The sequence below is a fragment of the Pseudomonas sp. PS01299 genome, assembly GCF_029960145.1.
GTDB lineage: Bacteria > Pseudomonadota > Gammaproteobacteria > Pseudomonadales > Pseudomonadaceae > Aquipseudomonas > Aquipseudomonas putida_A.
The window spans coordinates 15,742-40,199 of the sequence record NZ_JASCPO010000034.1 but is presented as its reverse complement, the minus strand read 5'-3'; the positions used below and the strand labels follow the sequence as shown (position 1 = coordinate 40,199).

Here is a 24,458-nt window from a genome sequence, read left to right as displayed (position 1 = left end):
CGAAAGCGGCGTGTCAGCCTATACATCTAGCGCCTGACACACAGCCTTCGCGAGCAAGCCCGCTCCCACAGGATCGATGTTTATCTTCAGCCATTCATGCTTTGAAAATGCGCCAGCATCCGCTGTGCGTCCGGCACCACGCCGCTGAACAATTCAAACGCCTTCACCGCTTGAAACACCGCCATGTTGCCGCCGTCCAGCGTGCGGCAACCCAAGGCGCGGGCGTTGCGCAGCAGTTCGGTTTCCAGCGGGAAGTAAACGATCTCCGCGACCCACAACTCCTTGCGCAGCAACTCCACCGGTACTGGCATGCCCGGCAGTTTGGCCATGCCCATCGGCGTGGTATTCACCAGACCATCGGCCTGATTCAGCGTGCCCGGCAGATCTCGCCCGGCGACGGCGCGACCGACGCCGAAATGCTGGTTGAGGTTGTTCGCCAGACTCTCGGCGCGCTCGCGGTCGACATCGAAAATACTCAGCTGCTGTACGCCTTCGCTCAACAACGAGTGGGCCACTGCCGCTCCCGCACCGCCGGCGCCCATCTGGACGACACGTTCACGCGCAGCGTCCTTCAGGCCTCGGCGAAAACCTTCGGCAAAACCCAGGCAATCAGTGTTGTGGCCGATGCGTTTGCCGTCCTTGAGCACCACGGTGTTGACCGCGCCAATGCCCCGGGCTTCCGGGGACAGTTCGTCGAGCAGCGAGATGATCGCCTGCTTGCACGGGAAAGTGATGTTCAGACCGGTGTAGTTCATCCGCTCGGCGGCCTGCAGCAAGTCGGGCAGGGCGTTGCTGTCGAGTTGCAACTGATCGAGGTCGATCAGCCGATACAGGTAGCGCAAGCCTTGGGCGTCGCCCTCATGTTCATGCAGTGCTGGCGTGCGCGAGGCTTGAATACCCGCACCGATCAGGCCAGCCAGTATTACCGGTTTACGGGTCATGCTGCGCGCCCCTTCAGTCGCTGACTGAAATGCTCCAGGGCCAGGCGATAGCCATGGCTGCCGAAGCCGCACATCACCGCCGTGGCGATGGCCGAGACAAACGAGTGGTGGCGGAATGGCTCACGCGCATGCACGTTGGACAGGTGCACTTCGATCACCGGCAACTCACTGGCCACCAGCGCGTCGCGGATCGCCACCGAGGTGTGCGTCCACGCCGCCGGGTTGATCACTATCCCGGCGCAACGGCCGCGTGCCGCATGAATCCAGTCGAGCAATTCGCCTTCGTGATTGGTCTGGCGAAACTCCACGGCCAGGCCGAATTCTTCGGCAGCGCGGCCGCACAGAGCAGAAATATCAGCCAGGGTTTCGTGACCGTAGGTTGCCGGTTCACGAGTGCCGAGCAGGTTCAGGTTCGGGCCGTTGAGCACCAGAACGATAGGGGGCATGGGGGCAAACTCCACTTATTGTTTTTGGCTTGGGCCGAAGGTTTCAGCCTGTGGAGGTAAAATGTACCAGATGGTTACCATGGTCAATTGAGCAACGTTGCGCTTGGCGCTTAGTGTTCGTTAATCGCACAAAACAAAACATCACCCACAAAAAAGCCGTCAATCACGACGGCTTTCTCGTATCCGGCATTCGCCATCAACGCCGGGTCAGCAACACCCCGGACTCCATGTGATGTGTCCACGGGAACTGGTCGAACATCGCGCAGCGGGTGATGCGGTGCGTGTCGTGCAGTTGGGCGATGTTGGCCGCCAGGGTTTCCGGGTTGCAGGAGATGTACAGGATATTGTCGAAGCGCCGCGTCAGCTCGCAGGTGTCCGGGTCCATGCCGGCGCGCGGCGGGTCGACGAATACGCTGCCGAACTCGTAGCTCTTCAGGTCGATGCCTTGCAGGCGACGGAACGGGCGCACTTCGTTAAGCGCTTCGGTCAGCTCTTCGGCGGACAGGCGCACCAGCGTGACGTTATCCACAGCGTTTTCGCTGAGGTTGCTCAGTGCGGCGTTGACCGAGGTCTTGCTGATCTCGGTGGCCAGCACGTTGCGCACACGGGTGGCGAGCGGCAGGGTGAAGTTGCCGTTGCCGCAGTACAGCTCCAGCAGATCATCGCTGCGATCGCCTAGCGCTTCGAATGCCCAGTTCAGCATCTTCTGGTTCACCGTGCCATTGGGCTGGGTGAATGCGCCTTCCGGCTGGCGGTAGCTGAAGGTGCGACCACCGACTTCGAGTTTCTCCACCACGTAATCGTGGCCGATGACTTCGCGTTTGCCCTTGGAACGGCCGATGACGCTGACGTTGAGATCAGCCGCCAACTTCGACGCGGCCGCATGCCAGTGTTCGTCCAGCGGACGGTGATAGCACAGGGTAATCATCGCATCGCCGGCCAGGGTGGTCAGGAACTCCACCTGGAACAGCTTGTGGCTCAGCGCCGAACTGGCCTGCCATGCCGCCTTGAGCTGCGGCATCAACTGGTTGATGCGCAGGCTGGCAATCGGGAACTCTTCGATCAGGATCGGCGTGCGCTTGTCGTCCTGGGAGAACATTGCGTAGTGCCGCTCACCGGCCTCGCGCCACAGGCGAAATTCCGCACGCAGGCGGAAGTTCTGCAGCGGCGAGTCGAACACGGTCGGCTCTGGTGCATCGAACGGGGCCAGCAGGTCACGCAAACGCGTGACCTTGTCTTCGAGCTGAGTGGCGTAGGCCTGGGAATCGAAAGTCATGCGTTGAACCAACCCAACTTGATCACAAACAGAATCGACAGGATCACCAGCGCCGGGTTCAGCTCACGGGCGCGGCCCGACAGCAGCTTGATCACGGTCCAGGAGATGAAACCGAAGGCGATGCCGTTGGCGATCGAGTAGGTGAACGGCATGGCCAGCGCGGTGACCACGACCGGTGCGGCGACGGTGATGTCTTCCCAGTCTATTTCCGCCAGACCGGAAGTCATCAGCACGGCGACGAACAGCAACGCCGGTGCGGTGGCGAATGCCGGAACGCTGGCCGCCAGTGGCGAGAAGAACAGCGCCAACAGGAACAGGATAGCTACCACTACAGCCGTCAGACCGGTACGCCCGCCAGCGCTCACGCCAGCCGCGGATTCGATGTAGCTGGTGGTGGTCGAAGTACCCAGCAGCGAGCCGGCCATCGCCGCGGTGCTGTCGGCGATCAGTGCCCGGCCCATTTTCGGCATGTGGCCGTCCTTGCCCATCAGGCCGGCGCGTTTGGCGACGCCGATCAGGGTGCCGGAGTTGTCGAACAGGTCGACGAACAGGAAGGCGAAGATCACGCTGACCAGACCAATGTCCAGCGCGCCCTTGATGTCCAGTTGCATGAAGGTCGGGGCCAGCGAAGGTGGCATCGAGGTCACGCCGCCGAACGGGGTGAAGCCCATGGCGATGGAAATGATGGTCACTGCCAGAATGCCGATCAGCACTGCGCCGCGCACTTTCAGCGCTTCGAGGGCGACGATCAGGGCGAAGCCGAGGGTGGCGAGGATCGGCGCCGGGGCTTTCAGGTCACCGAGGCCGACCATGGTCGCCGGGTTGCTGACCACGATGCCGGCGTTATGCAGGGCAATCAGCGCCAGGAACAGGCCGATACCGGCGGCAATCGCCGAGCGCAGGGGCAGCGGGATGCTGTTGATGATCCATTCGCGGATGCGGAAGATCGACAGCAGAAAGAAGCACACTGCCGAGATGAACACCGCGCCCAGCGCCACTTGCCAGGTGTGGCCCATGTGCAGGACCACGGTGTAAGTGAAGAAGGCGTTCAGGCCCATGCCTGGCGCGAGGGCGATCGGGTAGTTGGCGATCAGGCCCATGATGGTCGAGCCGATGGCGGCTGCCAGACAGGTGGCGACGAACACCGCGCCCTTGTCCATGCCGGTCTCGCCGAGGATGCTCGGGTTGACGAACAGAATGTAGGCCATGGCCAGGAAGGTCGTGACGCCCGCCAGAATCTCGGTACGCACGTTGGTGTTGTGTGCCTTGAGTTGAAACAGCCTTTCCAGCATGTCTGCTCCCCGTGGCGCGCGCGGCGCCGTGAATGTATCGACCTCAACAGCAAAGCACAGACCGTCGCAAGCGCCTGGGAATTTGTGGTGGGCCGGAAAAAGCCGCGCATCATACCAGCAGCGTGAGGAATATGGCGGTTGTTGGTGCCGAACGTCGTCGAAGTTTTGCCACAGGGCCAACTGCGCCATACTGCGCGCTGAATTTTTTGGGGAAATACGATCACATGGGCAAGCGCTGGATAAAGGCTTTGGGGGTAATGGCCGGGCTGATGGTCGGGTCGACGGCGGCGCTGGCAGCCTCGGCGCCACCGTTGACTGAAGTGAAGGTGATCAAGGTTCAATCGCCGGCCTGTGGTCTGGAAGACATCGGCGATAACCAGCCGCAAACCCGATGCGATCACAGCGGCCCGAGCATCAAGGTGTTCGTGCTGGAAATCGGCTATGGTCAGAACCAGCCGCATGCCACGCTGGACGGTTTTGAAGTCAACGGCACCCGGGCGCCGGTGTGCGCCTTTGATAACGGCAACCTGACTGAGTGCAAGCCCGGTAGCAACACCGTCGGCTCACTGTATACCTTTGATCTGGCGGGCAAGCAGGAAGGTACCTTCACCTTCAGTAACACCTCGATCAACGCGCCACGCAACACCCTGTCGGCCCAGCTTTACATCAAGTAACGGCTATCACCGGACGGGGCAGGACAAAGCTGACTACGCTTGGAAGATCACCCAGCGGATGGCGCCCATGACCTTTAGAGCCCTGATTACCCTCGCCGAGGGCATCGATGATCTGCAAAGCGTGACCCTGATCGATGTGCTGCGCCGCGCCGGTGTCGAAGTGGTGGCGGCCAGCATCGAAGGCCGGCGCATGCTGACCTGCGCGCGCGGTACGCGCCTGACGGCGGATGGCATGCTGGTCGATGTGCTGGCACAGACTTTTGACCTGATCGTCCTGCCCGGCGGGGTGGTCGGTTCACAACATCTGGCGGCACATCAGCCGCTGCAGCAATTGCTCAAGGATCAGGCCAGCGCCGGACGCCTGTTCGCCGCCATAGGCGAAGCCCCGGCCATCGCCCTGCAAGCCTCAGGCGTATTACGCCAGCGGCGCATGACCTGCCTGCCGAGTGCCAGTCATCAACTGTCGGGCTGTACGTTTGTTGATCAACCGGTGGTGGTCGACGGCAATTGCATCACCGCCCAAGGCTCCGGTGGCGCACTGGCGTTTGCCCTGACGCTGGTGGAGCAGCTTGGTGGCAAGGCGTTGCGGGCGAAAGTGGCGGGGGAGATGTTGGTTTGACGAGAGTCAGACCTTCGCCTCTTCCACCGGCACATGCATCCGGTCGCGGTTGGCCAGGGTCGGGAACAGTTTGATCCACGTTCCGGTGACCACTAGCGTGCCGATTCCGCCCATCACCACCGCCGGGACGGTGCCGAACCAGTGCGCGGTGAGGCCGGATTCGAATTCGCCCAACTGGTTCGAGGCGCCGATGAATAGGCCGTTCACTGCGCTGACCCGGCCGCGCATTTCGTCCGGAGTTTCCAGCTGCACGAAGGAGGCGCGGATCACCATGCTGATCATGTCCGCCGCGCCGAGCACCACCAGCACCGCCAGCGAGAACCAGAACGAGGTCGACAGACCGAAGGCGATGGTTGCGACGCCGAACACGCCAACGGCGGTGAACATCACCCGGCCAACATTGCGCTCGACGGCAAATCGCGCCAGAAACAGCGACATCCCCAACGCACCAACCGCCGGCGCCGAGCGCAGCAGGCCCAGGCCCCAAGGCCCGGTGAGCAGGATGTCCTTGGCGAACACCGGCAGCAACGCCGTAGCGCCACCGAGCAACACCGCGAACAGATCCAGCGAGATCGCCCCGAGGATGTCCGGGCGGCTGCGAATGAAGCGGATACCCGCCAGCAACGAATCCAGCGTGGCTTTGCCTTTGTTCAGCGGCGTTTGCCGGGCGGGCAGGTTGAGCATCAAGGTGCAGGCGATGACATAGAGCAACACCGTCGGGCCGTAGACCCAGACACTGCCAAACGCGTAAAGCAAGCCACCGAGGGCCGGAGCGACAATGGTGGCTGACTGTTGAGCCGACTGCGCTGCGGCGACCGCCCGTGGAAACAGGGCGCTGGGCACGATGCTCGGCAGCAGCGCCTGGGTCGTTGGCATTTCGAAGGAGCGCGCCGCCCCGAGCAGGAAGGCGAGGATAAAGATCATTTCCCGGGTGACGTGGTCGGTCGCACTGCCGATGGCCAGTGCCAGGGCAATCAACGCCTGCAACGACTGACAGATCGCCGCAACACGGCGCCGGTCATAGCGGTCGGCGACATGCCCGGTGTGCAGCATGAACAGCACCCGTGGCGCGAACTCGACCAGCCCGACCAGACCCAGGTCGAGCACGTTGCCGGTCAACTGATACAGATTCCAGCCGATCGCCACCGTGAGCATCTGAAAGCCGCTGGCGGTGAAGATTCGGGCGAACCAGAACGCAAGAAAAGGACGATGGTGACGTAACAGCAGGGGCTCTTGGCTGGGCATCTGAAGGCAGGTCTGGCTCTTGGGGGAACCGCGAGGTTATCACCAGTCTGTAACAGGAAGTTGCTATGATAAAAAATTTAGTTAGCCAGACATCTATCGCTCCCTGGCATACCTCATCTCAATGTGGTGAGGGGATTTATCCCCGATCGGCTGCGCAGCAGTCGTAAAAAATTGACGACGCAACGAAACATCTGGGGCTGCTTCGCCGCCCATCGGGGATGAATCCCCTCACTACAGGTCGTGCAGCTCTGAGGAGTGTCTTTCAGAACGTTGCCCAGGCAATGAGGCAACTTGTCACGCGGCAAACGACCACGCCGTTCTTCGTCGGAAATGGGACTACTCTTTTAACGTTGCTTGATCCAGATCAAGACCCTCCCGGGCCATGCTCTGGTGGCCCGTTGGCCAGACTCCCTGCGTTGCGATGGCTGTTAAAAAAGAACGAATCAGAATTCGCCGCACTCCATATCCGTGGGGGCAGTAGGCAGGGGCCACAAGCCCCAATGCCGGTATTACCTGACAGAGGAAGACTTATGTTCGGTTTAGAGGCACTCGATCTCGCCCGAATTCAGTTCGCGTTCACCATCTCGTTCCACATCCTGTTCCCGGCCATCACCATTGGCCTGGCGAGTTACCTGGCGGTGCTTGAAGGGCTGTGGTTGAAAACCCATAACGACACTTACCGGGATCTCTACCACTTCTGGTCGAAAATCTTTGCCGTCAACTTCGGCATGGGTGTGGTCTCCGGTCTGGTCATGGCTTACCAGTTCGGCACCAACTGGAGCCGTTTCTCGGACTTCGCCGGTTCCGTCACCGGACCGTTGCTGACCTACGAGGTGCTCACGGCATTCTTCCTTGAGGCCGGTTTCCTCGGGGTGATGCTGTTCGGCTGGAACAAGGTCGGACGCAAACTGCACTTCTTCTCCACGGTGATGGTGGCGATCGGCACGCTGATCTCGACATTCTGGATTCTCGCTTCCAACAGCTGGATGCAGACGCCGCAAGGCTTCGAGATCGTCAACGGTCAGGTGATCCCGACCGACTGGCTGGCCATCGTGTTCAACCCGTCGTTCCCGTATCGCCTGATGCACATGGCGACCGCTGCGTTCGTGGCCACCGCGTTCTTCGTTGGCTCGTCGGCGGCCTGGCACCTGCTTCGCGGCAAGGACAACCCGGCGATCCGCACCATGCTGTCGATGGCAATGTGGATGGCGCTGATCGTCGCGCCAATCCAGGCGGTTATCGGTGACTTCCACGGGCTGAACACCCTTGAGCATCAGCCGGCGAAAATCGCCGCGATCGAAGGCCACTGGGAAAACAAAGGCAACGAAGCGACCCCGTTGATCCTGTTCGGCTGGCCGGACATGAAAGAAGAGAAAACCAAATTCGCCGTAGAGATCCCGTACCTCGGCAGCCTGATCCTGACCCACTCGCTGGACAAGCAGGTGCCGGCGCTCAAGGAGTTCCCGCCTGAAGACCGGCCGAACTCGACCATTGTGTTCTGGTCGTTCAGGGTCATGGTCGGCCTCGGCTTCCTGATGATCTTCACCGGTCTGTGGAGCCTGTGGCTGCGCAAGCGCGATTCGCTCTACACGTCGCGGCCGTTCCTGTATCTGGCGTTGTGGATGGGGCCGTCCGGCCTGATCGCGATCCTCGCTGGCTGGTTCACCACTGAAATCGGTCGGCAGCCGTGGGTGGTCTACGGGCTGATGCGCACGGCGGATGCCTCGTCCAATCACAGTTTCATGCAGATGAGCATCACCCTGATCATGTTCGTCGTGGTGTATTTCGCGCTGTTCGGTGCGGGGCTTGGCTACATGATGCGCCTGGTGCGCAAAGGGCCGAAAACCGACGAAGGCAAGGAAACCAACGAAGGTGGTCCTGGCCAGAAACGCACTCCGGCTCGGCCGTTGTCCGCAGCCGATGACGAAGGCACCGACGCTGACTCGCAGCGCAGCCTGGAAAAGGAGATTTGACTCATGGGTATTGATCTTCCGCTGATCTGGGCCGTGATCATCATCTTCGGCATCATGATGTACGTGGTCATGGACGGCTTCGACCTGGGGATCGGGATTCTCTTCCCGTTCATCCCGGGCAAGACCGACCGTGATGTAATGATGAACACCGTCGCCCCGGTTTGGGACGGCAATGAAACCTGGCTGGTACTGGGCGGCGCGGCGTTGTTCGGCGCGTTCCCGCTGGCCTATTCGGTGGTGCTGTCGGCGCTGTACCTGCCGTTGATCTTCATGCTGATCGGCCTGATTTTTCGCGGTGTTGCGTTCGAGTTCCGCTTCAAGGCCAAGGACGACAAGCGCCACCTGTGGGACAAGGCGTTCATCGGCGGTTCGGTGGCGGCGACGTTCTTCCAGGGCGTGGCACTCGGTGCGTTCATCGACGGTTTGCCGGTGGTCAATCGGCAATACGCCGGCGGTTCACTGGACTGGCTGACACCATTCACCCTGTTCTGCGGCGCCGCGCTGGTGGTGGCCTATGCCTTGCTCGGTTGCACCTGGTTGATCATGAAGACCGAAGGCAAGTTGCAGGAGCAGATGCACAACCTCGCGCGGCCGCTGGCATTCGTGCTGTTGGCGGTGATCGGCATCGTCAGTCTGTGGACGCCGCTGGCTCACCCCGAGATCGCGACACGCTGGTTCAGCATGCCGAACCTGTTCTGGTTCATGCCGGTGCCGATTCTGGTGCTGGTGACGCTGTACGGGCTGATCCGCGCGGTGGCGCGCAATGCCAACTACATGCCGTTCCTGCTGACCCTGGTGCTGATATTCCTCGGCTACAGCGGTCTGGGCATCAGCCTGTGGCCGAACATCGTGCCGCCGTCGATCTCGATCTGGGACGCCGCCGCACCGCCGCAAAGCCAGGGCTTCATGCTGGTCGGTACGCTGTTCATCATCCCGTTCATCCTGGGTTACACCTTCTGGAGCTACTACGTGTTCCGCGGCAAGGTCACCCATGAAGACGGTTACCACTGATCTCTCGCTTTGCTCACCCTGTGAGAGCAAGCCGGCTCGCGGTGGCGTCCTCAGCGACGCCATCGCCCAAGAGGAACGATGCAATGAACAGCAAACATTCCCTGCACGAGATTGAAGAAGCCGAAAAAAAGCCGCTGTGGCAGCGGCTCGGCTGGTTGGCCCTGATCTGGATCGGTAGCGTCGGCGCGCTGTTCATTGCCGCCAGCCTGATGCGCCTGTTCATGAGCGCGGCCGGCCTGACCACACACTGAAACATCCCGTCCCGCTGCCCTTGGGCACGGTTTTATGACCCTCCGCATTGCGGAGGGTTTTTTTGCCTGACGCTTTACTTGCGGGCTTTGAGAATCACGAATTTCGGTGTGGCAGCCACTTGCTCGACGCCACGGAACAGCCGCGCCAGCTTGCTGTGATAGCCCAGGTGCCGGTTGCCGACGATGTACAACGCACCGCCCACCACCAGCGCCTCGCGGGCCTGCTGGAACATGCGCCAGGCGAGGAAATCGCCGACCACCTGTTGTTGATGGAACGGCGGATTGCACAGCACTACGTCCAGCGATTGCGGCTCCTGGCCGGCCAGACCATCGCCAGCGCGCACGAGCACTTCGCGCTCGCCCAGCGCGGCGCGCCAGTTCTCGGCGGCCGATTGCACGGCCATGAACGATTCGTCGACCAGCGTGTAGTGCGCGTCGGGGTTGTGCAGGGCGCTGGCGATGGCCAGTACGCCGTTACCGCAGCCGAGGTCGGCGACCCGGGCGTTGCCGAGGTTCTTGGGCAGGTGCGGGAGAAAAGCTCGGGTGCCGATATCCAGGCCTTCACGGCAAAACACGTTGGCGTGGTTGAGCAATTCGATGGCCGGCTCGTCCAGTTGATAACGCGAAGGGTAGGGCGAGGTCGCCGGAGCTTTGGCTTCAGGCGTTGCGATCAACAGGCGAGCTTTCTTCACCGCCAGTGAAGCCTGTACCGGGCCAATGTAACGCTCCAGCAGATCACCGGCTGCGCGCGGCAAATGCTTGACCATGGCCGCTGCCACCACTTCGGCGCCGGGTGCCAGTAGCCCTTGCAGGCGGATCAGTTGCTCTTCCAGCAATGCCAGCGTCTTGGGCACGCGGATCAGCACCCGGTCGAACGGCCCGACCAACGGCTCACTGGCCGCAATCCCGCGCACGGCATCAAATGCCAGGCCGTTGCGTACCAGGTTCTTTTCCAGGCCCTGGAATGCGAGAAACGAGTCGCCACTGCTGCTGACCTGAACCTTGCCCGCCAGACTCGCCGCCAGCGCTCCGAAGCTGTCATTGAGTACCAATACCCGAGTGTCTGCCGTCGGTTGTTGCGCGGCCAGATGATTGAGCAGGTATTCGTCAGCCGCATCGAACGCTTGCAGCGGTTCATTCTGCTGCTCGGGCTGGCGGATCAGGTCGAGTTGGGCAAAGGGCGTTTCGAGCAAGGGCATGGTACGGGAACTCTGGTTATTCAACGGGTGGCCCGCAGCCCAGGGCATCGCGCAGCGGTACCGTCCGAGTGAAATACAACGTCAAGGTTCACGTCATCACTCAGGAAGGTCGCAGATGGTACGTTTTTTTCCGTTGAAATACTCGCAGCTTTTAGTGGGCAGGCATGTCGAGAAGGCCGCAACTCTTGGCAGCAATGACCGCAGAAATCTTGTTGCAGACGTTCAGTTTGAGAATCACGTTTTGCACGTGGTAATTCACCGTCCGCTCGCTCAGGCAGAGGATCCTGGCAATCTCATAGGCCGTCTTGCCGAGCGCCGAGAGCTTGAGCACTTCCAGTTCTCGCGGTGAAAGGCGTGGGGGGGCGGGCTTTTTGACCGGTTTGGGCAAGGTTTTGGCGAACAGGTCACTCAGGTGGCTGGTCGCGTAAAACATATAGCCAAAATGCTCGTACAACTCGAGCGGACTTAATGGACCGTTTTTCCTGGCGAGGCTCAGGGTGCTGCACAGCCCGCTGTCTTCGTGGTGGAACGACTGCGACCAACCGTGTCGCAATCCATGTTTCTGTTGGGCGTCCCACAGCGACAAGGTTTGCGAAAACACGTCCTCGGTCCAGACAATCGGCAGCATTGAACGACTGCAGTGTGCTATTACCGGATCGATTTTCCGGTAGTTTTGTCTTTCATAAAGTTGGTTCCACTCTTTCGGATAGTTATTGATTTGCAAGGTCTTTAAGTCAGCGTTCCGATTGTTTGATGTCAATGAGATGGCACAAAAATTGAAGCCAATATTTTGAGCGAATCGCAGCAAGATCGGATAAGCGGTCTCTATTTCTCTTGCGAAAGTCAGTTGCTTTAATTGCGACTCCTTCCACATTTCCATCACTCACTCTCCATGAGTCGTTCGTCGGGTGCTTTTTATGGATCCAATCGGATCCTGCACGCAACCGAGTGTAGGACAGGTCTTACAAATGGCGTTGAATTTTTTTGCTCTTGGAGGAGGCGGTTAGTTGCTGGAAAGGTTATTAGTCATCAATAACGCGTTGGATTTAACCTGTCATTCAATCGGACTTTGAATACCGCTGTATTAACGCCATTTGGGTTTAATTCTCATTTTTTCGGGCGGTCTGAACGGTAAACCACTACAAAAGCAGTGGTGTTTATGCTCTGAGTTTGCGCGAGACTGTCAGGGTCTTTTCCGTGGAGTGCCCCCATGACTGTCAGCGCAGATAAATTTACTGCCCAGACCTTGCTCGACGTGCAGCCTTTGACCCCCAGTCTGTTTACCCTGCGCACCACGCGCGATACGGGCTTCAGGTTTCGCGCGGGACAATTCGCTCGCCTGGGGGTGACAAAGGCTGATGGCAGCACGGTCTGGCGTGCTTACTCGATGGTCTCTTCACCCTTCGACGAGTTTCTCGAGTTCTTCTCCATCGTGGTGCCAGGTGGCGAATTCACCAGTGAACTTAGTCGCTTGCAGGTCGGCGATACCCTACTGGTGGAACGCCAGGCCTTTGGTTACCTGACGCTGGATCGGTTTGTCGACGGTCGGGATTTGTGGCTGTTATCCACCGGGACCGGGGTTGCGCCGTTTCTGTCGATTCTGCAGGACTTCGAAGTGTGGGAGCGATTCGAGCGGATCATTCTGGTGTACAGCGTGCGCGAAGCGCGGGAACTGGCCTATCAGTCGTTGATTGCAGAACTGTCCGAGCGTGATTACCTGGCAGAACACGCCCATAAACTGCAGTTCATTCCCACCGTTACCCGAGAAAAGGTTCCTGGTGCCTTGCATGGCCGTATTACCAGCCTGATTGAAAGCGGCGAGCTGGAGCGTGAAGCCGGCGTTGAACTGGCCCTCGAGCACTCGCGCGTCATGCTGTGCGGCAATCCGCAGATGATCGACGACACCCGGGCACAGCTGAAGAAACGCCACATGAGCCTGAGCCTGACGCGGCGGCCGGGACAGGTGGCGGTGGAAAACTACTGGTAAAAAAACGGCGCCATCAGGCGCCGCTCTTTATTCATCAAGCAGTCAAGGCCGGTTGTTCTGGGCCTTGAGCAGATCGCGGATCTCACCGAGCAACTCTTCTTCCTTGGTCGGAACCGGTGGCAGGGAAGGGGCTACGGCTTCTTCGCGTTTAAGGCGGTTGATGGCTTTGACACCCATGAAGATCGCGAAGGCGACGATCACGAAGTCCAGAATGCTCTGGATGAATTTACCGTAAGCCATGACCACGGCAGGGGCGTTGCCCTCGGCGGCTTTAAGCGTGATGGCCAGATCACTGAAGTCCACCCCTCCGATCAACAGGCCGATTGGCGGCATGATCACGTCGCCGACAAACGACGAAACAATTTTGCCAAAGGCGGCACCGATGATGATACCGACGGCCATGTCGACCACATTGCCTTTGACCGCGAAGGCCTTGAACTCACTAAGCACGCCCATAGGTTATTTCCTTGTTACAGATGAGGTTGGTGTACGCAGTGTAAATCAGCAAACGCGTCCTGCGCGAAACACCTTCTTACAATGCCCGTTTTTATCGACCGATAAATCTGCAATTAGTTTGCAAAGTGCCACTAATCGCGCGCGAAATACGCCGTAACACGCTGATCGGGAAGCCAAAATTTTCAATCGTCGGGTTACGAACTTTCTATTTATGTTCGCGGACTTAGCCCTCTAGCCTCTGGTTGGCGCACCTGGATGCGCCCAAAAGAACCAGAGGAACCTGATATGAATTCCACCCTTGGACTGGGGGCTTTTCCCCATCGCCGTACGCTCGGCGTACTCACCGCCAGCCTGTTGACCTTCTCCGTGCACGCCGCGCCCCTGACCCGGGATAACGGTGCAGCGGTGGGCGACAATCAGAACTCGCAAACCGCCGGCGCCAACGGCCCGGTGCTGCTGCAAGACGTGCAACTGATCCAGAAACTCCAGCGTTTCGACCGTGAGCGCATTCCCGAGCGTGTGGTGCATGCCCGCGGTACCGGTGCCCATGGCACGTTCACCGTGACCAACGACCTCAGCGACCTGAGCAAGGCCAAGGTATTCGCTGCCGGGCAGGTGACGCCAGTGTTCGTGCGCTTCTCCGCAGTGGTTCACGGTAACCACTCCCCGGAAACCCTGCGCGATCCACGGGGCTTTGCCACCAAGTTCTACACCGCTGATGGCAACTGGGACCTGGTCGGCAACAACTTCCCGACCTTCTTCATTCGCGACGCGATCAAGTTTCCGGACATGGTCCATGCGTTCAAACCCGATCCACGTACCAACCTTGACGATGACTCGCGTCGTTTCGACTTCTTCTCCCACGTGCCGGAAGCCACTCGCACGCTGACCGAGCTGTATTCCAATTCGGGTACCCCAGCCAGTTATCGGGAAATGGACGGTAATGGCGTGCATGCCTACAAGTTGGTTAACGCCAAAGGCGAAGTGCACTATGTGAAGTTCCACTGGAAAAGTTTGCAAGGCATCAAAAACCTGACACCTGAACAAGTCGAGAAAGTTCAGGGCAAAGATTACAGTCATATGACTAATGATCTGGTCAGTCATATCAACAAGGGTGATTTCCCGAAATGGGACTTGTACATCCAAGTGCTGAATCCGCAAGATTTGTCCAAGTTTGATTTCGATCCATTGGACGCTACCAAGATCTGGCCGAATGTTCCTGAGCGAAAAGTTGGACAAATGGTGTTGAACCGTAATCCAGCCAACGTGTTCCAGGAAACCGAACAAGTTGCGATGGCTCCGGCCAATGTTGTGCCGGGTATCGAACCTTCAGAAGATCGTCTGTTGCAAGGTCGAGTGTTTTCTTATGCCGATACGCAGATGTATCGCCTGGGTGCAAACGGCCTGCAACTTCCGATCAATGCGCCAAAAGTTGCGGTCAACAATGGCAATCAGGACGGTGCGATGAACTTCGGTGCCACGGCGTCTGGCGTGAACTATCAGCCAAGCCGCCTGCAACCGCGTGAAGAGCCGCAGAGCGCTCGTTACAGCCAGCTGGCACTGTCGGGCAGCACCCAGCAGGCGAAGATTCAGCGTGAGCAGAACTTCAAACAGGCCGGGGATCTGTATCGCTCGTTCAGCCAGCAGGAGCGTCAGGACCTGATCGCCAGCTTCGGCGGTTCGCTGGCGACCACCGATGACGAGAGCAAGCACATCATCCTGTCCTTTCTTTATAAGGCAGATCCGGAATACGGCAGCGGTGTGACCAAAGTGGCCAAGGGTGACCTGAGCCGGGTCAAGGCGCTGGCAGCGAAACTGGTCGACTGATCTCGACGCCATGCAACGCGGGGCCTGATTCAGGCCCCGTTCTGCCCAAGGAGAGCGTTTATGCGTGCCTTTCTTTTACTGTTGCTCGGATGCCTGTCCTTCACAGCGCAGGCCGGGCAAAGCCCTGAGGCGATCAAGGCGCAGTTGCAGGATTACTATTTCGATGCCGCCCGGCGTGGTGATGTGCCGATGCTCGAGACCTTTATCGAGTCCGGTTATTCCCTCGATACCCGCGACAGCAAGGGCTACACGGCTTTGATTCTGGCGGCGTATCACGGCCAGGGCGCAGCAGTTGACCGGTTACTGGCGGCGGGCGCTGATGCCTGCGCGCAGGACCAACGTGGCAACACAGCGCTGATGGGCGCGATTTTCAAAGGCGAGATGCAGATTGCTCGAAGGCTGATGGCCACCGATTGCAGCCCCGATCAGCGCAACGGCGCAGGCCAGACTGCGGCGATGTACGCCGGGTTGTTCAAGCGTGTCGAACTGCTCGATGCGCTCAAGGCCAAAGGCGCCGATCTCAATGCCGAAGACCCGCTGGGCAATAGCGCCGCGCGTCTGGCCAACGGCGAAATCCGCACCGCCGCGCCGCGCTGAGCGGTGGCTGCGTTATCATCGCGGTTTTTGCCGGGGGATCCAGATGGCCAAGGCCAAGCGCATGTACGGCTGCACCGAGTGCGGCGCAACCTTTCCCAAGTGGGCAGGCCAGTGCGGCGAGTGCGGCGCCTGGAACACCCTGACCGAAACCATGATCGAAAGCGGCGGGGCCACGGCGCCCACCGGGCGTACCGGCTGGGCCGGGCAGCAGGCGCAGATCAAGACCCTGGCCGAAGTCAGCATCGAGGAGATTCCGCGCTTCTCCACCGCGTCCGGTGAGCTGGATCGGGTTTTGGGTGGCGGTCTGGTCGACGGCTCGGTGGTGCTGATCGGTGGTGACCCGGGCATCGGCAAGTCGACGATTCTGTTACAGACCCTGTGCAACCTCGCCAAGAGCATGCCGGCGCTGTACGTCACCGGCGAAGAATCCCAGCAGCAGGTGGCGATGCGCGCCCGGCGTCTGGGGTTGCCCCAGGATCAACTGCGGGTGATGACCGAAACCTGCATCGAAACCATCATCGCCACCGCCCGTCAGGAAAAACCCAAGGTGATGGTGATCGACTCGATCCAGACCATTTTCACCGAACAATTGCAGTCGGCCCCCGGCGGCGTGTCGCAGGTACGCGAGAGCGCGGCGCTGCTGGTGCGTTATGCCAAGCAGAGCGGCACGGCGATTTTCCTCGTTGGTCACGTTACCAAGGAAGGCGCGCTCGCCGGTCCGCGAGTGCTGGAGCACATGGTCGATACCGTGCTGTATTTCGAAGGCGAATCCGATGGCCGTTTGCGTCTGTTGCGGGCGGTGAAAAACCGTTTCGGTGCGGTCAACGAACTCGGTGTGTTCGGCATGACCGACAAAGGCCTGAAAGAAGTCTCCAACCCGTCGGCGATTTTTCTCACCCGTGCCCAGGAAGAAGTCCCGGGCAGTGTGGTGATGGCCACCTGGGAAGGCACCCGGCCGATGCTGGTGGAAGTGCAGGCGCTGGTGGATGACAGCCATCTGGCCAATCCACGGCGCGTGACGTTGGGCCTTGATCAGAACCGATTGGCGATGTTGTTGGCGGTATTGCACCGTCACGGTGGTATTCCGACTCACGACCAGGACGTGTTCCTCAACGTGGTCGGCGGGGTGAAGGTGTTGGAGACCGCATCGGATCTGGCGTTGATGGCGGCGGTGATGTCGAGCCTGCGCAACCGGCCATTGCCGCATGATTTGCTGGTGTTTGGCGAAGTCGGTTTGTCTGGCGAAGTGCGCCCGGTGCCGAGCGGGCAGGAGCGCTTGAAGGAAGCGGCCAAGCATGGCTTCAAACGGGCGATCGTGCCCAAGGGCAATGCACCGAAAGAAGCGCCGCCGGGGTTACAGATCATTGCCGTGACCCGGCTGGAACAGGCGCTCGACGCACTGTTCGAGTAACCGCCGTTCCCTTGTTTGAATGAAATCCTGTAGTGAGGGGATTTATCCCCGATGGGCTGCGCAGCAGACCCAGATTTATCAGGGCCGCTCCGCGCCCCATCGGGGATAAATCCCCTCACCACAAGAGTGTTCCCACGTTGATTTGGCGGCTAGATTTCGATCAAGGCACCCAATTCGCGCTCAAGCTCGGTTTCATCCGCCAGATTCAGCTCGATCAACCGCCGCAAGCGCTGGATCGATTCCAGACTGATATGCCGGCATTCAAACCCCAGTTGCCCGTGATCCTCGTGGGCCAGATGCACATCCATCTGAATATTCACGTCATCGCTCAGATGAATGTCGACGAAGAAATCCTGCTCCTTGTCCCCCAGCCACGGCTCCGGCTTCTCGATCAGCAAGCCCTTGAGCGACAGGTCGATCAACTTCACCGGCCAGATGAAGTGGCCCTGACTCAGCTCGGTTCTGGCATCGAACGCAATACGTTTGAAGCGACGGCGATTGGCTGGGTGTTCGCTCATGGCGCAATCCTCGGGAGAGTTCGCTGACTATAGACCCGACTCGCGGGTGGCTGCCAATCGACAAGCCGTCTAGACCAACGTCGGGGTATGGCCTTTGGCGCCGTAAGCGCTAAACTCGGGGTGGCTGTCTTTCTTGTCCACCCTGGCTGGAATAATAAAATGAAAAATAATAATAGCCTGCTACGCCACTTACCCTGGCTAGTGCTGGCAATCGTAGGAGCGTGTGCCCTGGGCGTAGTGGCATTGCGCCGAGGAGAGGCGATCAACGCCTTGTGGATCGTGGTCGCGGCAGTGGCCATTTATCTGGTTGCGTACCGTTACTACAGCCTGTTCATCGCCAACAATGTGATGCAACTGGATCCGCGTCGGGCCACCCCCGCCGTGCTCAACAACGACGGTCTGGACTACGTGCCGACCAACAAACACATTCTGTTCGGTCACCACTTCGCGGCCATTGCCGGCGCAGGCCCGCTGGTCGGCCCGGTACTGGCGGCGCAGATGGGTTATCTGCCCGGCACGCTGTGGCTGATTGCCGGGGTGGTGCTGGCGGGCGCGGTGCAGGACTTCATGGTCCTGTTCATGTCGACCCGGCGCAACGGCCGTTCCCTGGGCGACATGGTGCGTGAAGAAATGGGCCGCATCCCCGGCACCATCGCCCTGTTCGGCTGCTTCCTGATCATGATCATCATCCTCGCGGTGCTGGCGCTGATCGTGGTCAAGGCACTGGCAGAGAGCCCATGGGGCATCTTCACCGTGATGGCGACCATCCCGATCGCGATGTTCATGGGCATCTACATGCGCTACATCCGCCCGGGCCGCATCGGCGAGATCTCGGTCATCGGTGTGTTGCTGCTGCTCGGTTCGATCTGGCTCGGCGGGCAGATTGCCGCTGATCCGGTGTGGGCCAAGGCCTTCAGCTTCACCGGCGTGCAAATCACCTGGATGCTGATCGGTTATGGCTTCGTCGCCGCCGTGTTGCCGGTGTGGCTGATCCTCGCGCCACGCGACTACCTGTCGACGTTCCTCAAGATCGGCACCATCATCGCCCTGGCGATCGGCATTCTGGTGACCATGCCCGAGCTGAAAATGCCGGCGCTGACCCAGTTCGTCGACGGCACCGGCCCGGTGTGGAAGGGCGGTCTGTTCCCGTTCCTGTTCATCACCATCGCTTGCGGTGCGGTGTCCGGGTTCCACGCACTGATCTCTTCGGGCACCACGCCGAAGTTGCTGGATAACGAAACCAACGCGCGTTACATCGGTTACGGCGGCATGCTGATGGAATCGTTTGTGGCGATCATGGCGATGGTTGCCGCTTCGGTGATCGAGCCGGGCGTGTACTTCGCCATGAACAGCCCGGCCGCGGTGGTCGGTGGTGACGTGGCATCGGTGGCGCAGATGGTCAGCAGTTGGGGCTTCGCGATCACGCCGGAGGCACTGCAAGCTGTGGCGCATGACATTGGCGAAACCACCATCCTGGCTCGTGCCGGCGGTGCGCCGACCCTGGCGGTCGGTATCGCGCAGATCCTGCACAGTGTCCTGCCCGGTGAAAACACCATGGCGTTCTGGTACCACTTCGCGATCCTGTTCGAAGCGCTGTTCATCCTGACCGCTGTGGACGCCGGCACCCGTGCCGGGCGCTTCATGCTGCAGGACCTGCTCGGCTCCTTCGTTCCGGCGCTCAAGCGTACCGAATCGTGGACCGCCAACCTGATCGCCACCGCCGGTTGTGTGGCGATGTGGGGCTGGTTGCTGTATCAGGGCGTCATCGATCCACTGGGCGGCATCAACACCCTGTGGCCACTGTTCGGTATCTCCAACCAGATGCTGGCCGGTATCGCGCTGATGCTCGGCACTGTGGTCCTGATCAAGATGAAGCGTCAGCGCTACATCTGGGTCACCCTGCTGCCAGCCGCCTGGCTGCTGATCTGCACCACCACCGCAGGCTTCATCAAGCTGTTCGACGCCAACCCGGCGATCGGCTTCCTGTCGCTGGCCAAGAAGTACAGCGATGCCCTGGCCGCCGGCCAAGTCATTGCCCCGGCCAAGAGTATCGAGCAGATGCAGCACGTGATCTTCAACGCCTACACCAACGCAACGCTCACCGCACTGTTCCTGTTCGTGGTCTTCAGCATCCTGTTCTATGCGCTCAAGGTCGGCATCGCTGCCTGGGGCAAAAAAGAGCGAACGGATAAAGAATCGCCATTCCAGGCCCTGCCGGACGCGTAACCAGAGGATTGCACCATGTTCAATGACCTGAGTCGCCTCGGTAAATACCTCGGTCAGGCCGCACGCCTGATGGTCGGCATGCCCGACTACGACACCTACGTCGAGCATATGCAAACCAAACACCCGGACAAACCGGTGATGAGCTACGAGATGTTCTTCCGCGAACGTCAGGAAGCGCGTTACGGTGGCAAGGGTGGGCCGAAGTGCTGTTGAGCTGACAGCCTGCGGTTGAGGTAATCCCCCGGTGGGAGCGGGCTTGCTCGCGAAAGCGGTGTGTCATCGAGCAATGATGTCGACTGACACGACCCCTTCGCGAGCAAGCTCGCTCCCACAGTTGTTTTTGTGTTGTTCATTCATTTTGTGAAGGGGATCTGTTTTGTCTTCTCCCATACCCGTAACGGTACTCAGCGGTTTCCTCGGTGCCGGCAAGACCACTTTGCTGCGCCATCTATTGAAAGCCGAGCACGGCCTGAAGATCGCCGTGATCGAGAACGAATTCAGCGACGCCGGCATAGATACCCAATTGCTGGGCGACGAACCGGTGCAAGTCATGACCCTGGCCAACGGCTGCGTCTGCTGCACCATCCACACCGACCTGACCAAGGCCCTGTACCTGCTGCTCGAACGCCTGGACAGCGGTGAAATCACCTTCGACCGGCTGGTGATCGAGTGCACCGGTCTGGCCGACCCGGCCCCGGTGGCGCAGACCTTTTTCATCGATGAGGAACTGCGCGAGCGTTATCTGCTCGACGGCATCATCACCCTCGTGGATGCCGCCCATGCCGACCAGCACCTGACCCAGACCATTGCTCAGGCGCAGATCGGTTTCGCCGACCGCTTGCTGGTGAGCAAGACCGATCTGGTGGATGAGGCCACGTTCACCGCGCTGGGCGAACGCCTGACGCGGATCAATCGTCGCGCGCCGATCCGCGTGGTCGAGCATGGCAACATCGATCTGGCCGAACTGCTCGACGTGCGTGGCTTCAATCTCAATGCCGACCTCGATGGCGGGGTGAGCCTGCGTCCGGTGAGCAAGGCGCCTTCCATCGACCGTATCTCCAGCCTGGTGCTGCGCACAGACCAGCCGCTGGATATCGATCAGCTCAGCGAGTTCATGAATGAGCTGCTGGAAGAACATGGCAAGCAGTTGTTGCGCTACAAGGGCGTGTTGAACATCGCTGGCGAGGATCGGCGGCTGGTGTTTCAGGGCGTACTGAAACTTTACGGATTCGACTGGGACACCGAGTGGGCCGAGGGTGAGGCGCGGGAAAGTGTGATTGTGTTTATTGCCGATGATTTGCCGGAAGAGAAGATCCGGGCGGGGTTTGCCAGAGTGACTTCTGCCTGATGATTCTTCGGCGCCAGGGCTGACGCCTTCGCGAGCAAGCCCGCTCCCACAGTAGGCCGCATTCTGTCAGGAGGAATGCAATTCACTGTGGGAGCGGGCTTGCTCGCGAAGGCGATCTAACCGGCGACACGATGCTCAAGGGCTGTACCCAGCAAGGTCTGCTCAAGATGATCCAGGTGTTGATTCATCAGTCGCTCAGCCATGGACATATCCCCAGACGCGACCGCCTCGACAATCGCCAGATGCTCCTGCCACGCGCAGCAACCCGGCGTCGATCCATCACACCGCGCAATCGCCAGCGACGTCAGCGGCACCAGGCTGCCAAGAAAATGCGCCAACGGTGCATTCCCCGCCATTTGTGCCAACTGCAGATGAAACTCGCCGGACAAACGAATCGCCGCCGCACGCCGTTCCTGAGCCACGGCCAGACGTTCGCGTTCGACCAGCGTGCGCAAGCGTTTCAAACTCTCCGCTGAGGCATTCTGACAAGCCAGACGCACCAGCGTCGCTTCGGTCAGGCGCCGGGCGTGCAGGGTTTGCCGGGTCTGCTCGGCATCCGGTGTGGCGACCCGTGGCCGATGGTTGGCGCGTAGCACAATCACCTGCTCATGGGACAACTGCGTCAGCACCCGACGCACATCGGCGCGGCTGACGCCAAACATCTGCTTGAGGCTGTCTTCGGTGAAGCGGCTGGCCGGGTCGATTTGCCGGTCCAGAATCGCGTCGAACAGCCGCGGGTACAGATCGTCTGCCGACGCCTGCAGGCGGGAGAAGGGCAGGGGGGCCGACATCTGACGAGTGTGCGGCGACGTGGCAAGGCTGTTCATGGCCGGTCTCCAGTGTGAATCAATCAGTGGCTGAGGTTGTCATCCGGAATGTTCAATTCAACGCCCATGCGTTGGCCTTCGCGCAGAATGTGCCGACGCATTTCGGCGCTGGCCTGAGCGCTGTTCTTGCTGCGGATTGCGCGCACCACCGCTTCGTTTTCTTCCAGGCGTTCGGCCAGATGCTCAGGCGAATTGCGCAGCACTTCGGCGCTTTGCTTGAGGGCATTGCTGGTTTGCTGCACCACGCTCTGGAAGATCGGGTTCGAGGTCAGGGTGAACAGCTCCTCGTGGAAGGCGATGTAGGCGCTGACCCCGGCTTCACTGTCACCGGCTTCAAGGGCTTCGCGCATGTCCATCAGGGTCAAGCGCAACTGGCCGACCTCCTTGCTGCTGATCGACTGCGCGACTAGACCGACGATGAAAGGCTCAAGGGTGTAGCGCAGTTGCAGCACGTCTTCGAGGCTGGCGCCGGCCACCGCGCTGTCGTGGCTCTGGCTGTCACTGAGCTGGGCGTCGAGCACCACCACGCCTTTGCCCGGCATCGAACGCACCAGGCCAAGGGTTTCCAGGACGATCACCGCTTCGCGCAGGCTCGGACGACTGATGCCCAGTTGTTCGGCCAGTTCGCGCTGGCCCGGCAGCATGTCGCCGGAGCGCCACTGACCACGGGCGAGGGCGGCGCGCAGTTTTTCTACGACTGAGTTGACGACGGTTGATGTGGTGATCACTTGTCTAGCTCCGTAAGCCCATAGGGGATGCCGCAAACGAGATCAAAAGATCGCAGCCTGCGGCAGCTCCTACAGGGTTGAAAATCAGAACTCTTGCTGGTGCGCCGGAGTTCCGGTTTTACGCGGTTGAAAGGTGTAGCCCTGCTGACCGCTGAGTACTTTGTTGGCGCGTTGCACATCGATGTCCTTTTCCCAACGGGCGATGGCCACGGTGGCGACGCAGTTGCCGATCAGGTTGGTCAGTGCCCGACCGATGCCCATGAACCAGTCCACCGCCAGTACCAGCACCAGACCCACGACCGGAATCGCCGGGATCGCCGTCAGCGTCGCCGCCAGAATCACCAGCGCCGACCCGGGAATGCCGTGGGCGCCCTTGGAAGTGATCAGCGACACCAGCAGAATCGTCAGCAGATCGGTCATCGCCAGTGGCGTGCCGGTGGCGTTGGCGATGAACACGATGGCCAGGGTCAGGTAGATCGAGAAACCGTCGAGGTTGAACGAATAGCCGGTGGGAATCACCAGCCCGACGGTCGAGCTGCCAATCCCCAGGTGTTCAAGTTTGCGCATGATCTGTGGCAGCACGGCGTCGGAAGAAGCGGTGCCCATGACGATCAGCAATTCTTCGCGCAGGTACTTGAGCAGGGGCCACAGACGCAGGCCCGAGGCGCGCATTACCACGCCGAGGATCACGCTGACGAACGCCATGCAGGTCAGGTAAAACAAGCCCACCAGACTGCCCAGGTGTTGCAGCGAATCGAGGCCGTACTTGCTGGTGGTGAAGGCGATGGCGCCGAACACGCCGATCGGCGCCAGGCGTACGATCATGCCCATGATCCGGAAGATCACATGGCTCAGCTCGTTGATCAGCCGTGAGATCCCGGAAGCCGCTTCGCCCACCAGATTCAGCGCGCTGCCGAACAGCACCGAGAACAGCAGCACTTGCAGAATGTTGTTGTCGGCGAAGGCACCGAGCACCGAGGTCGGAATCAGGTCCATCAGGAACTGCGTGGTGGTGTGCATATGCTGGCCGCGTTCGGCGATGTCGCCCATGTCGGCGGCGGACAACTGCTCCAGATGGATATTCGCGCCACTGCCGATGCCGGTGCTGAAGGCGAATACCAGGCCGATCACCAGCGCGATGGTGGTCAGCACTTCAAAGTAGATCACCGACTTGAGGCCGATGCGCCCGACCTTCTTCAGATCACCTGCGCCGCTGATGCCGCTGACCACCACGCAGAACACGATCAGGCCGATGAGCATCTTGATCAGTTTGATGAAGCCGTCACCCAGCGGTTTGAGCTGAGCGGAATATTCGGGAAGGGTCAGCCCGCAGACGATGCCGAGCACCAGTCCGAGAACCACTTGGAGGAAGATTGAACGCGAGCACCATCTGAGCATGGGAGGAATCCTGGTCGGTGTCCTGGCTGCCGTGCGCCTTTGGGCGCATCAGATTCAGAACTTAATTATTGTGGTCTTACCGGTATGTCCAGTGCGGGTGCAGTCTAGGCGCGGATTTTTGCGGATCGCAAGTGAAAATTGACGAATTGGCATGACCGGTCTGACCAGTTGTGCGGTGAGTCCCATTCTTGAGCGGTTCAGGCGTTTG

24 protein-coding genes are annotated in these 24,458 nt (G+C 60.1%); 12 read left to right on the top strand and 12 right to left on the bottom strand.

Annotated elements, in window-relative coordinates; translation table 11 throughout:
- Positions 1-86 precede the first annotated feature (86 nt).
- The 4 genes from QMX91_RS09120 to QMX91_RS09105 form a co-directional block, all read right to left on the bottom strand.
- Positions 87-941: a shikimate dehydrogenase gene (locus QMX91_RS09120; protein ID WP_282412586.1), complete on the bottom strand. Its 855-nt coding sequence runs from the start codon at positions 939-941 to the stop codon at positions 87-89.
- On the bottom strand, positions 938-1,387 hold the full coding sequence (gene aroQ / locus QMX91_RS09115) for a type II 3-dehydroquinate dehydratase (protein ID WP_025108744.1): 450 nt from the start codon (positions 1,385-1,387) through the stop codon (positions 938-940). The genes QMX91_RS09120 and aroQ overlap by 4 nt, the downstream gene beginning before the upstream one ends.
- Before the next feature lie 196 nt (positions 1,388-1,583).
- Positions 1,584-2,663, bottom strand: coding sequence for a tRNA (uridine(54)-C5)-methyltransferase TrmA (gene trmA, locus QMX91_RS09110; protein WP_282412585.1), 1,080 nt, complete (start codon positions 2,661-2,663; stop codon positions 1,584-1,586).
- Complete coding sequence (locus QMX91_RS09105) at positions 2,660-3,955, bottom strand: NCS2 family permease (protein ID WP_003228434.1); 1,296 nt, start codon at positions 3,953-3,955, stop codon at positions 2,660-2,662. The genes trmA and QMX91_RS09105 overlap by 4 nt, the downstream gene beginning before the upstream one ends.
- Positions 3,956-4,179: 224 nt before the next feature.
- Here QMX91_RS09105 and QMX91_RS09100 point away from each other — a divergent pair, with 224 nt between their 5' ends.
- Together QMX91_RS09100 and QMX91_RS09095 are read left to right on the top strand one after the other, a co-directional pair.
- Entirely contained in the window at positions 4,180-4,629 is a 450-nt protein-coding gene (locus tag QMX91_RS09100) for a DUF4879 domain-containing protein (protein ID WP_282412584.1), read from the top strand.
- Positions 4,630-4,696: 67 nt separating this feature from the next.
- Complete coding sequence (locus QMX91_RS09095; protein WP_282412583.1) at positions 4,697-5,248, top strand: DJ-1 family glyoxalase III; 552 nt, start codon at positions 4,697-4,699, stop codon at positions 5,246-5,248.
- Positions 5,249-5,254: 6 nt separating this feature from the next.
- On the opposite strand, the gene QMX91_RS09090 is transcribed toward QMX91_RS09095, so the two are convergent.
- Entirely contained in the window at positions 5,255-6,493 is a 1,239-nt protein-coding gene (locus QMX91_RS09090; protein WP_007963751.1) for an MFS transporter, read from the bottom strand.
- Between the two features lie 530 nt (positions 6,494-7,023).
- Between QMX91_RS09090 and QMX91_RS09085 the strand changes: the two genes are divergently transcribed.
- The 3 genes from QMX91_RS09085 to QMX91_RS09075 all read left to right on the top strand — a co-directional run bounded on the left by QMX91_RS09085 (position 7,024) and on the right by QMX91_RS09075 (position 9,728).
- Complete coding sequence (locus QMX91_RS09085; RefSeq protein WP_027612845.1) at positions 7,024-8,466, top strand: cytochrome ubiquinol oxidase subunit I; 1,443 nt, start codon at positions 7,024-7,026, stop codon at positions 8,464-8,466.
- A gap of 3 nt (positions 8,467-8,469) precedes the next feature.
- Positions 8,470-9,477 (top strand): cytochrome d ubiquinol oxidase subunit II, encoded by a 1,008-nt coding sequence (gene cydB / locus QMX91_RS09080; protein WP_007963753.1) that lies wholly within the window; start codon positions 8,470-8,472, stop codon positions 9,475-9,477.
- Positions 9,478-9,560: 83 nt separating this feature from the next.
- Positions 9,561-9,728 (top strand): DUF2474 domain-containing protein, encoded by a 168-nt coding sequence (locus QMX91_RS09075; protein ID WP_135296609.1) that lies wholly within the window; start codon positions 9,561-9,563, stop codon positions 9,726-9,728.
- Between the two features lie 74 nt (positions 9,729-9,802).
- Here QMX91_RS09075 and QMX91_RS09070 read toward each other — a convergent pair whose 3' ends face one another.
- Both QMX91_RS09070 and QMX91_RS09065 read right to left on the bottom strand, forming a co-directional pair.
- Complete coding sequence (locus QMX91_RS09070; protein WP_282412582.1) at positions 9,803-10,927, bottom strand: class I SAM-dependent methyltransferase; 1,125 nt, start codon at positions 10,925-10,927, stop codon at positions 9,803-9,805.
- Positions 10,928-11,078: 151 nt separating this feature from the next.
- A complete protein-coding gene (locus QMX91_RS09065) occupies positions 11,079-11,807 on the bottom strand; it encodes an autoinducer binding domain-containing protein (RefSeq protein WP_098965721.1) in 729 nt (242 codons plus the stop codon).
- A 330-nt stretch (positions 11,808-12,137) separates the two neighbouring features.
- Here QMX91_RS09065 and QMX91_RS09060 point away from each other — a divergent pair, with 330 nt between their 5' ends.
- Entirely contained in the window at positions 12,138-12,914 is a 777-nt protein-coding gene (locus QMX91_RS09060; protein WP_282412581.1) for a ferredoxin--NADP reductase, read from the top strand.
- Positions 12,915-12,956: 42 nt separating this feature from the next.
- Here QMX91_RS09060 and mscL read toward each other — a convergent pair whose 3' ends face one another.
- Complete coding sequence (mscL, locus tag QMX91_RS09055) at positions 12,957-13,370, bottom strand: large-conductance mechanosensitive channel protein MscL (RefSeq protein WP_027612841.1); 414 nt, start codon at positions 13,368-13,370, stop codon at positions 12,957-12,959.
- A gap of 285 nt (positions 13,371-13,655) precedes the next feature.
- On the opposite strand from mscL, the gene katB reads away from it, so the two are divergent.
- Genes katB through radA form a run of 3 tightly spaced genes read left to right on the top strand, consistent with a single transcriptional unit; the run spans position 13,656 to position 17,205 of the window.
- Positions 13,656-15,197 (top strand): catalase KatB, encoded by a 1,542-nt coding sequence (gene katB / locus QMX91_RS09050; RefSeq protein ID WP_282412580.1) that lies wholly within the window; start codon positions 13,656-13,658, stop codon positions 15,195-15,197.
- A 60-nt stretch (positions 15,198-15,257) separates the two neighbouring features.
- Positions 15,258-15,794: an ankyrin repeat domain-containing protein gene (locus QMX91_RS09045; RefSeq protein WP_282412579.1), complete on the top strand. Its 537-nt coding sequence runs from the start codon at positions 15,258-15,260 to the stop codon at positions 15,792-15,794.
- 43 nt (positions 15,795-15,837) lie between these two features.
- Entirely contained in the window at positions 15,838-17,205 is a 1,368-nt protein-coding gene (gene radA, locus QMX91_RS09040) for a DNA repair protein RadA (protein ID WP_007963764.1), read from the top strand.
- Between the two features lie 149 nt (positions 17,206-17,354).
- Here radA and QMX91_RS09035 read toward each other — a convergent pair whose 3' ends face one another.
- Positions 17,355-17,723, bottom strand: a complete 369-nt coding sequence (locus QMX91_RS09035) for a PilZ domain-containing protein (protein ID WP_282412578.1) — start codon at positions 17,721-17,723, stop codon at positions 17,355-17,357.
- A 159-nt stretch (positions 17,724-17,882) separates the two neighbouring features.
- Here QMX91_RS09035 and QMX91_RS09030 point away from each other — a divergent pair, with 159 nt between their 5' ends.
- From QMX91_RS09030 to yjiA, 3 genes are all read left to right on the top strand, one after another.
- Positions 17,883-19,949, top strand: a complete 2,067-nt coding sequence (locus tag QMX91_RS09030) for a carbon starvation CstA family protein (protein ID WP_007963766.1) — start codon at positions 17,883-17,885, stop codon at positions 19,947-19,949.
- A 15-nt stretch (positions 19,950-19,964) separates the two neighbouring features.
- The gene (locus tag QMX91_RS09025; protein WP_003228401.1) at positions 19,965-20,162 is read left to right on the top strand and encodes a YbdD/YjiX family protein; all 198 of its coding nucleotides are present in this window, start codon (positions 19,965-19,967) and stop codon (positions 20,160-20,162) included.
- Positions 20,163-20,325: 163 nt separating this feature from the next.
- Positions 20,326-21,297: a GTPase gene (gene yjiA / locus QMX91_RS09020; RefSeq protein WP_282412577.1), complete on the top strand. Its 972-nt coding sequence runs from the start codon at positions 20,326-20,328 to the stop codon at positions 21,295-21,297.
- A 116-nt stretch (positions 21,298-21,413) separates the two neighbouring features.
- Here the strand turns inward: yjiA and QMX91_RS09015 are convergent, their stop codons facing one another.
- The 3 genes from QMX91_RS09015 to QMX91_RS09005 form a co-directional block, all read right to left on the bottom strand.
- On the bottom strand, positions 21,414-22,124 hold the full coding sequence (locus QMX91_RS09015) for a GntR family transcriptional regulator (RefSeq protein ID WP_282412576.1): 711 nt from the start codon (positions 22,122-22,124) through the stop codon (positions 21,414-21,416).
- Between the two features lie 23 nt (positions 22,125-22,147).
- Positions 22,148-22,852 carry a FadR/GntR family transcriptional regulator gene (locus QMX91_RS09010; RefSeq protein ID WP_027612834.1) on the bottom strand — a complete coding sequence of 235 codons (705 nt, stop codon included), beginning with the start codon at positions 22,850-22,852 and terminating at the stop codon, positions 22,148-22,150.
- An 84-nt stretch (positions 22,853-22,936) separates the two neighbouring features.
- Complete coding sequence (locus QMX91_RS09005; protein ID WP_007963773.1) at positions 22,937-24,250, bottom strand: C4-dicarboxylate transporter DctA; 1,314 nt, start codon at positions 24,248-24,250, stop codon at positions 22,937-22,939.
- Positions 24,251-24,458 lie beyond the last annotated feature (208 nt).

Excerpts from the sequence above, each read along its gene's own strand:
- QMX91_RS09120 (WP_282412586.1), bottom strand. The coding sequence starts at position 941 with ATGACCCGTAAACCGGTAATACTGGCTGGCCTGATCGGTGCGGGTATT.
- aroQ (WP_025108744.1), bottom strand. The coding sequence starts at position 1,387 with ATGCCCCCTATCGTTCTGGTGCTCAACGGCCCGAACCTGAACCTGCTC.
- trmA (WP_282412585.1), bottom strand. The coding sequence starts at position 2,663 with ATGACTTTCGATTCCCAGGCCTACGCCACTCAGCTCGAAGACAAGGTC.
- QMX91_RS09105 (WP_003228434.1), bottom strand. The coding sequence starts at position 3,955 with ATGCTGGAAAGGCTGTTTCAACTCAAGGCACACAACACCAACGTGCGT.
- QMX91_RS09100 (WP_282412584.1), top strand. The coding sequence starts at position 4,180 with ATGGGCAAGCGCTGGATAAAGGCTTTGGGGGTAATGGCCGGGCTGATG.
- QMX91_RS09095 (WP_282412583.1), top strand. The coding sequence starts at position 4,697 with ATGACCTTTAGAGCCCTGATTACCCTCGCCGAGGGCATCGATGATCTG.
- QMX91_RS09090 (WP_007963751.1), bottom strand. The coding sequence starts at position 6,493 with ATGCCCAGCCAAGAGCCCCTGCTGTTACGTCACCATCGTCCTTTTCTT.
- QMX91_RS09085 (WP_027612845.1), top strand. The coding sequence starts at position 7,024 with ATGTTCGGTTTAGAGGCACTCGATCTCGCCCGAATTCAGTTCGCGTTC.
- cydB (WP_007963753.1), top strand. The coding sequence starts at position 8,470 with ATGGGTATTGATCTTCCGCTGATCTGGGCCGTGATCATCATCTTCGGC.
- QMX91_RS09075 (WP_135296609.1), top strand. The coding sequence starts at position 9,561 with ATGAACAGCAAACATTCCCTGCACGAGATTGAAGAAGCCGAAAAAAAG.
- QMX91_RS09070 (WP_282412582.1), bottom strand. The coding sequence starts at position 10,927 with ATGCCCTTGCTCGAAACGCCCTTTGCCCAACTCGACCTGATCCGCCAG.
- QMX91_RS09065 (WP_098965721.1), bottom strand. The coding sequence starts at position 11,807 with ATGGAAATGTGGAAGGAGTCGCAATTAAAGCAACTGACTTTCGCAAGA.
- QMX91_RS09060 (WP_282412581.1), top strand. The coding sequence starts at position 12,138 with ATGACTGTCAGCGCAGATAAATTTACTGCCCAGACCTTGCTCGACGTG.
- mscL (WP_027612841.1), bottom strand. The coding sequence starts at position 13,370 with ATGGGCGTGCTTAGTGAGTTCAAGGCCTTCGCGGTCAAAGGCAATGTG.
- katB (WP_282412580.1), top strand. The coding sequence starts at position 13,656 with ATGAATTCCACCCTTGGACTGGGGGCTTTTCCCCATCGCCGTACGCTC.
- QMX91_RS09045 (WP_282412579.1), top strand. The coding sequence starts at position 15,258 with ATGCGTGCCTTTCTTTTACTGTTGCTCGGATGCCTGTCCTTCACAGCG.
- radA (WP_007963764.1), top strand. The coding sequence starts at position 15,838 with ATGGCCAAGGCCAAGCGCATGTACGGCTGCACCGAGTGCGGCGCAACC.
- QMX91_RS09035 (WP_282412578.1), bottom strand. The coding sequence starts at position 17,723 with ATGAGCGAACACCCAGCCAATCGCCGTCGCTTCAAACGTATTGCGTTC.
- QMX91_RS09030 (WP_007963766.1), top strand. The coding sequence starts at position 17,883 with ATGAAAAATAATAATAGCCTGCTACGCCACTTACCCTGGCTAGTGCTG.
- QMX91_RS09025 (WP_003228401.1), top strand. The coding sequence starts at position 19,965 with ATGTTCAATGACCTGAGTCGCCTCGGTAAATACCTCGGTCAGGCCGCA.
- QMX91_RS09015 (WP_282412576.1), bottom strand. The coding sequence starts at position 22,124 with ATGAACAGCCTTGCCACGTCGCCGCACACTCGTCAGATGTCGGCCCCC.
- QMX91_RS09005 (WP_007963773.1), bottom strand. The coding sequence starts at position 24,250 with ATGCTCAGATGGTGCTCGCGTTCAATCTTCCTCCAAGTGGTTCTCGGA.